Source organism: Corallococcus sp. 4LFB (assembly GCF_046520365.1).
GTDB classification, from domain to species: Bacteria; Myxococcota; Myxococcia; order Myxococcales; family Myxococcaceae; genus Corallococcus; species Corallococcus caeni.
Genome location: NZ_JBKGHJ010000021.1, coordinates 26,166 through 36,877, shown reverse-complemented (window position 1 = coordinate 36,877; position 10,712 = coordinate 26,166). Strand labels below are relative to the sequence as shown.

Genomic DNA, 10,712 nt, shown 5'->3' with positions numbered 1-10,712 from the left:
CGCGACGAGCGACCGGGCGCGAGACCACCCCGCGGCGCGCAGGAGCGCGTAGTCGCCCACCTCCTGCGGCAGCTCGTGGACGATGACCGCGAACGCGGTGGCGAAGCCCGCGTGCGGCGACACGAGGAAGGCCGCCGCGACCGCCGCGCCGTCGCCCACGTTGTGCAGCGCATCCGACGCGAGCAGCGCGCTGGGGAGCGTGGGCGCGCCGGAGTGCCCATGATGATGCGCGTGATGGACGTGGCCGTGCGCGTGCCCCGCGGCGAGCTCCGCGTCGTGGTGGTGATGGCCCAGCGCCCACTCCAGCAGCGCCAGCGCGACGAAGCTGGCGAAGGCCCACGCGAAGGCGGCCTCCCCCCGCGCCTCCACCGCCTCCGGGAGCACCTCCAGGAACACGGTGCTCAAGAGCGTGCCGGCGGCGAAGGCCACCAGCGCGGGCAGCCGCCGCTGCAGCCAGGGCTCGGACAGCACGCCGCCCGCGAGCCCGGCCAGACCGTCCAGCCCCACGGCGATGAAGACGAGCAGGACGGTGTGCGTGTCCATCAGGGGGCCATCAGCCACGCGAGCACGGCCTGGGGACCGTCCACGTGCACGAAGTGGCCCGCGTCCGGGAGGACGGCCACGGGGCAGCCGCCGGCCTCCAGCCGCCGCGCGCTCTCCTGCGACACGTACCGGCTGCGCCCGCCACGGATGCAGCGCAGGGGCGGGTGGACGGGGCGCTCCACGGCGGGCCACAGGTCCTCGCCGTTGACGCGCCGGTGGAGGCGCTGGAGGGCGTCTCGGTCGAAGCGCCAGCGCACGCCCTCACCGTCGGGCGCGAGGTTCATGAGGAGCCAGTCCGACAGCGCCTCCGACAGGCCGTTGCCGGTGAGGCTCGCGCGCAGGTCCTTGCGGCTGTCGGCGCGCGGCGGGGCCTTCAGCAGGATGTCGAGCACGTAGCCGCTCTCCGACAGGTCCAGCGGCACGGGGCCGGGCGCGATGTCGAGCAGCGCCACGCTGCCCACACGCTCGGAGGCCTCCAGGCTCGCGGCCAGTGACACGCGGCCGCCCAGCGAGTGGCCCACCCAGTCCACCGCGCCGGTGAAGCCCTGCGCGTCGAGCGTGTCCACCACGTCGCGCGCGAGCGTGGTCAGGTCCGCGTCCGGGGGCAGGGCGGGAGACGCGCCGTGGCCGGTGAGGTCGGGCAGGAGGATGCGGCGGCGCGGGTCGGCCTGGGCCCACGCGACGGCCAGCGAGCGCAGGTTGCGGCCCGTCCCGAGGAAGCCGTGCAGCATCACCGTGGGCACGTCGCCCGTGCCCACCTGGAAACTTTCGAGCACCACGCCACCACCGCCTTGTGTCGCGTGCCTTGACCTGGGGCACGCCCTGCCGCTTCATACCGCGAACCCCGTTTGCGTCGAGGTGAACCCGATGGCATCCGTCTCCTGGTTGTTGCTGGCGCTTGGCGCCAACCCCGTCGCGGCGCCGGCCCAGGCCCCGGCCGATCCGAAGGTGGCGGTGGCCACGGTGCTGGACGACTGGCACCGCGCGGCGGCCGTCGCGAACGAGCCGCGCTACTTCTCCTTCTTCACGCCGGACGCGGTCTTCATGGGCACGGACGGCCAGGAGCGCTGGACCGTGGATCAGTTCCGCGCGTGGGCGAAGCCCTTCTTCACCAAGGGCAAGGCGTGGTCGTTCAAGTCGGTGTCCCGCAACGTGTTCCTGTCGAAGGACGGTCAGGTGGCCTGGTTCGACGAGGCGCTGGACACGCCCAACCTGGGCCCCGCGCGCGGCAGCGGCGTGCTGGTGAAGGACGCGGCCGGCTGGAAGATCGCCCAGTACAACCTCTCCGTCCCCATCCCCAATGACTTGATGGGCGAGGTGACGAACCGCATCGCCACGTACTCGAAGGCAAAGCCAGCCACACCGCCCGCCCCAGCGCAGCCGCCCGCGAAGAAGCCCTGAGCGTGTTGCCCGCCTGCGTCATGGCCGGACGTCATGACAGAACCATGACAAACGCATGGCGGAGCTGAGGCCCTCCGCCATTTCCTACGCTGTAGGTTGGTGTCCTTCGCCGCTCTGCACCGGAGGCTCAACCCATGCGTGTCATCACCCCCGACCTTCTCGTCGCGGCCGTGACGGAACTCTCCCGGGGAACGAAGCTGGTCCGAATGAAGGACGTGCTGGCCTGGTGTGAGTGGAACGGAGTGGATGCCCAGGGCGACGGCCTGAAGAACCAGGCGCTCTGGGACGCGGAGCGGGCCGAGGCCCAGACGCACCGCCGGTTGCTGAAGTTCAAGAGCGGCGAGTGCAAGCAGTCCCGGCTGGGCTGGGCGCTCGTCCCCCACGGGGCCAAGGCGCGGGAGCTGGCCACGGAGCTGCGCTGGTGCGAGCAGCTGTGGAATGGCGAGGACTGGGTCTGGCTGGGCGGCATCGCCCCCGTCCCCGAGCGCCGTCCCAACCGCGTCCGGGACGTGGAGCAGGAGCAGGCGCCCGCCTCCCCGTGAGCCGGGGACGTGCTCACCGGGTCCGGCGCGCGCTGAACCGCGGCCCTCAGGGCAGGACGTTGACGTGGATGCCCGGCGTGCGGCGCTCCGTCGCGCGCTCCACCACGCGCCCCAGGCGCAGCAGCAGGTGCTCTTCGTAGGGCCGCCCCATGAGGTGCACGCCCACGGGCAGGCCCGCGCGGTCGAAGCCCGCGGGGACGGAGAGGGCAGGGCAGCCGGTGAGGTTCGCCAGGCGGATGAAGCGCATCAGCGCGTCCACCACCGGCAGGTTGGACTCGCCCGCCGGGAGCGCCGCTTCGGGGATGGCGGGGGCGGTGCTGGCCGTCGTCGGCGTGACGATGACGTCCACGTCCGCCATGAGCGACAGCAGCTCGCGCGTCAGCCGGTGCCGGTGCCGCAGCGCATGGATGAGGTCCGTGGCCCGGAAGTGACGCCCCAGCGCCAGGTTGGTGCGCGAGTCGAGCCCGAACACCGACGCGCGGGCCTTCACCTGCGGCAGCATCGCCTCCGCCATCTCGCTCAGGATGATGCAGCTGTGCGTCCAGAGAATCGTGTTGAGGTCCGGCGCGGGGAGCTCCGCCACCGTGGCGCCCGCGTCGGTGAGGGCGCGCACGGCCTCGCGGCAGCGCGCCACCACGTCCGGGTCCGCGTCCTCGAAGTACGGCGTGCAGAGGCCCAGCCGGACGCCCTTCAGCGCCCCGTCCTCGTAGCCGGACAGGTGGTGCGGGGGCTGCTGCCGGGAGGCGACGTCGTGCCCGTCCGGCCCCGCGACAATCGCATACACCGCCGCGACGTCGTCGACCGTGAGGCCCAGGGGGCCCACGTGCGCCACGTTCCAGCACAGCGGCGGCACGCCCGTCTCCGGGATGCGGCCCCAGGTGGCCTTGAGTCCGACGAGACCGCACAGCGCGGCCGGGATGCGGATGGAGCCGCCGCCGTCCGCGCCGATGCTCGCCGGACACAGGCCCGCCGCCACCGCGGCCCCGGAGCCGCTGGAGCTGCCGCCGGTGATGTGGCCCCGGTTCCACGGGTTGCGCGAGGCGCCGTGGTGCGGGTTCAACCCGATGGGGTTGATGCCAATCTCATGCATGTTGGCCTTGCCCAGGATGACGGCGCCCGCGGCCTTCAGGCGCGCGGCGACGGTGGAGTCGGTCCGGGCCGGCTCGGTGCGGAACGTGGTGCCCAGCGTCGTGGGGAAGCCCGCCACGTCCAGCTCGTCCTTGATGACGACCGGCACGCCGTCGAGCACGCTCAAGGGCACGCCCGCGCGCAGCCGCTCCGCGGACGCCTCCGCCGCCCGCAGCACCTCCTCCGGCTTGCGAGCGATGAAGAGGCCCAGGCGGTCCGCGCCGCCGTCCAGCCGTTCAATGGCTTCGTGGACCTTCCGCGTCACGGCCACCGGGTCCGTGCCCCCGTCCCGGTAGGCGCGAGCGAACGCCGCCACCGTCTCCCGCTCCGGCTCCACGGGCGACGCGGCGGCGGCGCGCGCGGCCTGCTCCACGGGTGTCTGTGTTTCAGTGGCTGGAGCGCCCGGGGGCAGCGGGTACTGGAGGGGCGGGGCATCGCCAGCGGACAGCTCGCGCCACTGCTCGATGCCGCTGTCCCGCATCAACTTCTCCAACAGCGCCGGGCCCACGCCGCCCCGCTCCAGCGTGTTCACCATGGCCTTGAGGGCCATGCCAGAGAGTCGCGGAGCCTTCACCGGGGCGCGTTGGTAGGTCATGGCGGACAGCGTATCGCCGCGTCGCGCGGGGACGCAGCCCGCGTCCCGCGGGAACGCGCCCCCGGGCCGCCGTCCGCGCAGGCAGGAGCGAGGGACCGCGCAGGCGGTCTGTCCTGAAGGCGGCATATCGCATGCACCCACCGGGAGCATGCACGGATGCCGCAGCGGGTCGGTGGAGGCAGCCCACCGGCTCTGGGGAATGTTGCTCTGTCTGGGCCTGCTCCTGTCCCCCCGGGCGGGCGCGGTGGAGGCGCCGCCAGGAGCCGGGCCGCGCAAGGTCTACGTGAGCTTCGCCCTGTCCGGCTTGAGCACCGTGGACGACGTCAACGAGACCTTCGACGCGGACTTCTACCTGCGGCTGCGCTGGTACGACCCCACGCTCGCCGACGCGCCGCTCGGCAACCTGGACGCGCCTCCCGCGTGGCGCCCGAACCTGGAGATCATCAACGCCAGGAGCGTGTCCAAGCAGCTGGAGGAGGACAGCTATCAACTGGTGGCGCCCGGCGTCGTGCAGACGGTGAACCGCTACCGGGTCACGCTCGCCAGCAAGCTGGACCTGCGCCGGTTCCCCTTCGACGAACAGGACCTGCCCATCCTCATCGAGGACTTCCAGCACGCCCGGGAGGAGCTGGTCCTGGTCCATGAGCGCGTGGGGGCGCCGCTCCAGGGGGCGGAGTCGCTGGCCGAGTGCAGCGCGCCGCTTCATGGCGACGACGTCTTGGAACTCGCCTCCAGCGGCCCGTCGGAGTGGGAGCTCCACGGCGTCCGCGTCGGGACGGAGACGCACCGCTACACCTTCTTCGACGACGTCGGCTACTCGCGCTTCAACATCACCCTCCACGTCGAGCGGCGTCCCCAGTACTACGTCTTCAAGCTCATCCTGGTGCTGCTGCTGCTCGTGCTGGCCCCCTGCGTCGTGTTCTTCCTGGACCCGGAGAGCCTGGGGGAGCGCAGCGGCATCTGCATCACCGCGCTGCTGGCGGTCATCGCGCACAACTACATCGCGTGCACGGTGCTGCCGCGCATCGCCTACCTGTGCGTGATGGACTACTTCATGTTCGGGGGCCAGGCGGTGCTGTTCCTCATCGTGGCGGAGAGCCTCTGCGTGCACCAGGTGCTCAAGCGCACCCAGGGCACGGAGCACGAGGCCCGCGGCCTGCGGTTCACCCGGGCCCTGGACCGCGTCTGTCTTTATTCCATTCCTCCCGCGCTGCTCCTGGCGGGGGCGTCGGTCTACGCGCTGTATTCCTGAAGGAGAGCCCATGCACCCCCATGACAAGCCCTTGCAGCCCGTCGTCCAGGAGTTGAAGCAGCTCATCGCCCGGAACGGCTGGGAGGGCCGCTTCACCCAGGCCATCCAGGACGCCCGGCGCTACGACATCCCCGCCATCCGCCACATCGAGAACCTGGACGACTACCTCCAGTGGATGAGCGGCCTGCTGGAGTGGGTGCCCTCCGAAACGCCCAACGGCCGGCACATCTACAACCACATCTGCGAGTTCTACTTCTTCCTGGACCAGAAGCCGGTGCGCGAGCTCCAGAACCACATCGTCCCCAGCCAGCGGGCGCCGGAGCTGACGGAGCTCTCCCGGTGGATGGTGGCGTACGCCGACGCGTGGGGGCGCTTCCTGGACACGCCGGAGTCGCTCACGCCGGAGTCGCTGCGCACGTTCTACGACGCCCCGGCCTACAACATGTCCGAGTACATGCAGGCCCCCAGCGGCTGGAAGACCTTCAACCAGTTCTTCGCCCGCAACTACAAGCCGGGCATGCGGCCCATCGCGTCCATCGGGGATGACCGGGTGATTGTATCGCCGGCGGACTCCACCTTCGTGGGCTGGTGGCAGATCAACGAGAAGTCCACCATCACGGTGAAGAACCTCACCTGGTCCGTCATGGAGCTGCTGGAGGGCAGCCCCTACCGCGAGCGGTTCCGGGGCGGCGTCTTCATGCACAGCTTCCTCAACACGACGGACTACCACCGCCTGCACGTGCCGCTGCCGGCCGGGTGCTGGAGTCGCGCGTGATTCACGGGCAGGTGTACCTGGACGTCGTGGCGGCGGCGGAAGCGGATGGGACGCACCGGCTCCACGCGGCGCGCCGGATGGACGCCGAGGACGGCACGGGCTACCAGTTCGCGCAGGCGCGCGGCCTGCTGGTGCTGGACACGCCCGCGGGCCTGGTGGCGGTGCTGCCCATCGGCATGGCGCAGGTGTCCTCCGTGGTGATGACCGCGGAGGTCGGCAAGAAGCTGCACAAGGGCGAGGAGTTCGCCTACTTCCAGTTCGGCGGCTCCGACATCGTCGTGCTGTTCGAGGCCGCGAGCAGCGTCGGGCTGATGGCCCAGCCCAACGTGCACTACAACCAGGGCAGCTGGATTGGCCAGGCCTTCCCCTGAGCCCCAGCCCGGAAGCAGCCCGGGGGGCGTGATACATTTGGCGGTGTGATGAGCCCGCACCGCCGAATCGTCTCCTTCGTCCTGTGTCTGCTGGCGGCCTCCACCGGCTGCAAGAAGGAGGCGCCCGCCGCGCCTCCCACGCCCACCATCGGCCTGGTGCTGGGCTTGGGCGGCCGGGGCGACCAGGCCTTCAACGACTCCGCCCTGCGCGGGCTGGAGCTGTGGGCCGCGGGGAAGAAGTATGAGAAGGCCGGCTACCAGGAGGCCTCCCTGTCCGAGCGGCAGGCCTCGCTGGGGCCCGACCTGGCCTCGCGCGCGCAGGAGCTGACCCCGCTGGGCATCACGCCGGTGGTCCTCCAGAGCCGCGTGGCGGAGGACTACGAGCCGAACCTCCAGCTGCTCGCGGAGCAGCACGTGTCCATGGCGATGGGCGTGGGCTTCATGCTGGAGAACGCCGTGGAGGCGGTGGCCCGGCGCAACCCGTCGCTGCCCTTCCTGCTGGTGGACAGCCCGCTGCTGGACGCGCAGGGGCGCGTCATCACGCTGCCCAACGTGCGCACGGTGGTGTTCCGTGAGGAGGAGGGCTGCTTCCTCGCGGGCGCCCTGGCCGGATGGGTCACGAAGACGGGCCGGGTGGGCATGGTGGGCGGGATGAAGATTCCCCTGGTGCAGCGCTACGAGGCGGGCTTCCGGGCCGGCGTGGCCGCGACGAACCCGAGCGCCACGGTGTTGGTCAACTACACCGGCAGCTTCACGGACTTCGCCCTGGGCAAGCAGGTGGGGCAGGACCTGCTGCTCAAGGACACGGACGTCGTCTTCGCGGCGGCCGGCGTGGACGGCCTGGGCGCCATCCAGGCGGTGAAGGAGGCGCGCGACGCGGGCAAGGCCGTGTATGTCATTGGCGTGGACTCCGACCCGTCCCACCTGGCGCCCCAGGCGGTGCTGTCCGCCGTCGTGAAGCACGTGGACCTGGTCGTGTACGAGGCCATCCGCGAGCAGCGCCAGGGGAGCCTCCAGGGTGGGCATGTCTCGCTCGGCTTGAAGGAGGGCGGCGTGGGGCTGGCGCCCGTGCGGCTGGACTTTCCGGGCAAGGAAGACGCGCTGCGCACCGTGGACGCGCTCCGGGCACGCATCATCTCCGGGGAGCTGAAGGTGCCCACGCAGCCCGCTCCCTGAACGCGGAGCGGGGGCTGGAGGCAGGGGGGGCGCCGCGCCGCTTCCGTCTAGAAGCGCGGGCCGCCGTCTCCACCTTCAGCTGGCCCTCGTTGATGGCCACGCTGAGCCGGATGCTCACGGCCCGCGCGCGAACCACTCGGGCAGCGGGCGTGTGGGGCCGCTCAGCCGCGCCACCGCGTCCTCCAGCGCGTCCTGATTGGCCCAGACGATGTCCGCGTCGCCGTGCTGGCCGACCAGGTCCAGGATGAAGTGGCAGAAGAGCCCGCCGTCGCGCGCGGCGGCGAAGCCATACGAGCGGCACGACAGCGGCCGGTGCGCGTAGACGCGGCAGGCTCCTGTCTCACGGTCGAGCAGCGGGCAGGGATACGGGCGGGCCTCCTGCCGGGCCAGGGCTTCGACGCGGGAGCGGATCTCCTCCCGCGCTTCGGGTGGCAGTTGCTGGAGCCCCTCCTCCAGGTAGCGCCACTCCAGCTCCGTGAGCGGCAGCGGCGCGGCCAGGTGGCGGCAGCAGTGATCACAGCCACGGCGGCAGGGCCACCAGTCATGGGTGCCGGAGATGTCGGCCGCGCGTGTCTCCACGCGCTGGTACACGGCCTCCAGCGCGCGACGCGCTTCGTCTGGCGTGCTCATCGGAGTTCCCTTCTTACCGCTCCTCCGGAACCGACGCATCCGCTGGGATTCCGTGTGTTATGGCGCGTGCTTCCCCCTCCTCCAAGGAACCTCATCGTGAGACGTACCTGGATGTCCCTGCTGTGCCTGTCCCTCCTGTCGGCGTGCGGGCAGGAGCCCGTGCTGGAACCGGAAGCCCCCGTCACCGCCTCTTCCTCCCTGACCCTGTCGAAGCTGCGCGTGAGCAGCAACGGCCGCTTCCTGGTGAAGGCGGACGGCACGCCGTTCTTCTGGATGGCGGACACAGCGTGGCAGCTCATCCCGTACCTCAACCGCGACCAGGCTGCGACGTACCTCCAGAACCGCGCGGACCAGGGCTTCACCGTCGTGCAGGCCGTGGTGCTGGCCCCACTCACGGGCCTGTATTCCAACGCGCAGGGGGACGTGCCCTTCCTCAACAACAACTTCACGACGCCCGCGGTGACGCCGGGCAGTGACCCGGCCAACGCCACCCAGTACGACTTCTGGGACCACGCCGACTACGTCGTCGACCAGGCCGAGGCGCGCGGCCTCTACGTGGCGCTGCTGCCCCTGTGGGGCACGCTGGTGCAGGACGGCCACCTCACGCTGTCCAACGCGCAGGCGTATGGCCAGTTCCTGGGAAGCCGCTACGCGGGCCGCTCCATCATCTGGGTGCTCGGCGGTGACGTGAGCCCCGTGGGCCAGGAGCCCGTCTGGCGCGCGCTGGCGAAGGGCATCGCCATCGGCACGTCGGGTTCGGAGGACTACAGCCAGGTGCTGATGACCTTCCACCCGAAGGGCGGAGCGCGGTCCTCCACCTGGTTCCACAACGAGGCGTGGCTGGACTTCAACATGCAGCAGAACGGCCACTGCACGGACACGGACGTCTACAACCGCATCGCCAGCGACTACGCCCTGTCACCCGTGAAGCCGTCGCTGGACGGCGAGCCGCTCTACGAGCAGTTCCCCATCTGCTTCAACGCCGCCAACGGCTTCTCCAACGACTACGAGGTGCGCAAGTACGCGTACTGGAGCGTGTTCGCGGGCGCGCTCGGCCACACCTACGGGCACAACGCCGTCTGGCAGATGTACGCGCCGGGCCGCTCGCCGCAGTTCAATCCGCAGAGCTATTGGTACGACGCGCTCCACCACGCGGGTGCGGGGCAGATGCGCTACCTGCGCCGGCTCATCGAGTCGCGCCCCATGCTGGAGCGCACGCCGGACCCGGCGCTGCTGGCCTCCAGCGCGGGGACGGGCACCCAGCGCCTCCAGGCCACGCGCTCCTCGAGCGGCGCCTACGCCTTCGTCTACAGCGCTTCCGGGCTGGGCTTCACGGTGAACATGGGCCGGCTCTCTGGAGGGACGGTGCGCGCCACCTGGTACAACCCTCGCACGGGCGCGACGACGGTCGTGGGCACCTACCCCAACACGGGCACGCGGCAGTTCACGCCTCCCAGCAGCGGGGCGGGGAATGACTGGGTGCTGGTGCTGGACGACACCACGCGCAACTTCCCGCCGCCGGGTGGCACGACGCCGCCGCCGGTGAACGAGGCCTACGCCACGCAGTCCGCGTCGGCGTCACCCTCCAACGTGGCGCCGGGGCAGACGGTGAACCTGGCGGTGTCCATCCAGGCGGCGGGCGCGGCGTCGGGCCGCAACGTGAAGCTCAACGTGCGGGACGCGGCGGGCACGTACCTGGCCGGGGTGCCGTTCACGAACCAGGCGTTCACGCAGGGCGAGCTCAAGACATACACGATGACCTACGCGGTGCCGTCCACGCTGGCCAACGGGACGTACTGCCTGACGTCGGGTGTGGCGGATGCCACCTGGGCCACCTGGCTCTACTGGGACAACTGCGCGGCGTCGTTCACGGTGTCCAACGCCCCGGCGCCGCAGGTGGGCTTCACGCTCGTGTCCGCGTCCACGTCGCCCGCGACGGTGGCGCGGGGCGGCACGGTGCGGCTCACCAGCACCTTCCAGGCAGCGGGCGCGGCGAGCGGCGTGAACGTGAAGCTGGACGTGCGCAACGGGGCCGGCACCACCACGGTGGCCAGCAACCCGCTGACCCAACAGGCGTTCACGCAAGGCCAGACGCGCACGTTCCAGGTGGACTACGCCGTCCCCGCGACGCTGACCCCGGGCAGCTACTGCCTGGCGACCGGGGTCTCCGTGGGGGACTGGTCCCGTTGGTACGTGTGGAGCAGCTGCGCCGCGACCTTCACGGTGCAGTAGCGGCGCGTCAGTGGACGCGCTTGGACGCCGCGCGTCCGCGGGGCTCAGCCCGTGCCTTGCTGGCGGG

At 71.2% G+C, this 10,712-nt stretch carries 11 protein-coding genes; 7 read left to right on the top strand and 4 right to left on the bottom strand.

The features are described from left to right. On the bottom strand, positions 1-543 hold a 543-nt coding region (locus ACLEQD_RS04400; RefSeq protein ID WP_410382025.1), incomplete at its 3' end, for a ZIP family metal transporter. After that, positions 543-1,322, bottom strand: coding sequence for an alpha/beta fold hydrolase (locus ACLEQD_RS04395; RefSeq protein WP_410382024.1), 780 nt, complete (start codon positions 1,320-1,322; stop codon positions 543-545). The genes ACLEQD_RS04395 and ACLEQD_RS04400, both read right to left, overlap by 1 nt. A gap of 88 nt (positions 1,323-1,410) precedes the next feature. On the opposite strand from ACLEQD_RS04395, the gene ACLEQD_RS04390 reads away from it, so the two are divergent. Next, a complete protein-coding gene (locus ACLEQD_RS04390) occupies positions 1,411-1,944 on the top strand; it encodes a nuclear transport factor 2 family protein (RefSeq protein WP_338265814.1) in 534 nt (177 codons plus the stop codon). 134 nt (positions 1,945-2,078) lie between these two features. Next, on the top strand, positions 2,079-2,486 hold the full coding sequence (locus tag ACLEQD_RS04385) for a hypothetical protein (RefSeq protein ID WP_410382023.1): 408 nt from the start codon (positions 2,079-2,081) through the stop codon (positions 2,484-2,486). Between the two features lie 46 nt (positions 2,487-2,532). On the opposite strand, the gene ACLEQD_RS04380 is transcribed toward ACLEQD_RS04385, so the two are convergent. Further along, positions 2,533-4,209: an amidase gene (locus tag ACLEQD_RS04380; protein ID WP_410382022.1), complete on the bottom strand. Its 1,677-nt coding sequence runs from the start codon at positions 4,207-4,209 to the stop codon at positions 2,533-2,535. A gap of 199 nt (positions 4,210-4,408) precedes the next feature. Here ACLEQD_RS04380 and ACLEQD_RS04375 point away from each other — a divergent pair, with 199 nt between their 5' ends. Genes ACLEQD_RS04375 through ACLEQD_RS04360 form a run of 4 tightly spaced genes read left to right on the top strand, consistent with a single transcriptional unit; the run spans position 4,409 to position 7,783 of the window. Next, a complete protein-coding gene (locus tag ACLEQD_RS04375; RefSeq protein ID WP_410382021.1) occupies positions 4,409-5,461 on the top strand; it encodes a hypothetical protein in 1,053 nt (350 codons plus the stop codon). A 10-nt stretch (positions 5,462-5,471) separates the two neighbouring features. Next, on the top strand, positions 5,472-6,236 hold the full coding sequence (locus ACLEQD_RS04370) for a phosphatidylserine decarboxylase (RefSeq protein WP_410382020.1): 765 nt from the start codon (positions 5,472-5,474) through the stop codon (positions 6,234-6,236). Continuing rightward, entirely contained in the window at positions 6,233-6,607 is a 375-nt protein-coding gene (locus ACLEQD_RS04365) for a phosphatidylserine decarboxylase (RefSeq protein ID WP_410382019.1), read from the top strand. The genes ACLEQD_RS04370 and ACLEQD_RS04365 overlap by 4 nt, the downstream gene beginning before the upstream one ends. 48 nt (positions 6,608-6,655) lie before the next feature. Next, positions 6,656-7,783, top strand: coding sequence for a BMP family lipoprotein (locus tag ACLEQD_RS04360; RefSeq protein WP_410382018.1), 1,128 nt, complete (start codon positions 6,656-6,658; stop codon positions 7,781-7,783). 114 nt (positions 7,784-7,897) lie between these two features. Here ACLEQD_RS04360 and ACLEQD_RS04355 read toward each other — a convergent pair whose 3' ends face one another. After that, positions 7,898-8,413, bottom strand: coding sequence for a YkgJ family cysteine cluster protein (locus ACLEQD_RS04355; protein ID WP_410382017.1), 516 nt, complete (start codon positions 8,411-8,413; stop codon positions 7,898-7,900). A 96-nt stretch (positions 8,414-8,509) separates the two neighbouring features. Here ACLEQD_RS04355 and ACLEQD_RS04350 point away from each other — a divergent pair, with 96 nt between their 5' ends. After that, positions 8,510-10,645: a DUF4038 domain-containing protein gene (locus ACLEQD_RS04350; protein WP_410382016.1), complete on the top strand. Its 2,136-nt coding sequence runs from the start codon at positions 8,510-8,512 to the stop codon at positions 10,643-10,645. Positions 10,646-10,712: the final 67 nt, after the last annotated feature.

Bases quoted from the DNA above. Each gene is read 5' to 3' on its own strand.
- ACLEQD_RS04390 (WP_338265814.1), top strand. From the start codon at position 1,411: ATGGCATCCGTCTCCTGGTTGTTGCTGGCGCTTGGCGCCAACCCCGTC.
- ACLEQD_RS04385 (WP_410382023.1), top strand. From the start codon at position 2,079: ATGCGTGTCATCACCCCCGACCTTCTCGTCGCGGCCGTGACGGAACTC.
- ACLEQD_RS04380 (WP_410382022.1), bottom strand. From the start codon at position 4,209: ATGACCTACCAACGCGCCCCGGTGAAGGCTCCGCGACTCTCTGGCATG.
- ACLEQD_RS04375 (WP_410382021.1), top strand. From the start codon at position 4,409: ATGTTGCTCTGTCTGGGCCTGCTCCTGTCCCCCCGGGCGGGCGCGGTG.
- ACLEQD_RS04370 (WP_410382020.1), top strand. From the start codon at position 5,472: ATGCACCCCCATGACAAGCCCTTGCAGCCCGTCGTCCAGGAGTTGAAG.
- ACLEQD_RS04360 (WP_410382018.1), top strand. From the start codon at position 6,656: ATGAGCCCGCACCGCCGAATCGTCTCCTTCGTCCTGTGTCTGCTGGCG.
- ACLEQD_RS04355 (WP_410382017.1), bottom strand. From the start codon at position 8,413: ATGAGCACGCCAGACGAAGCGCGTCGCGCGCTGGAGGCCGTGTACCAG.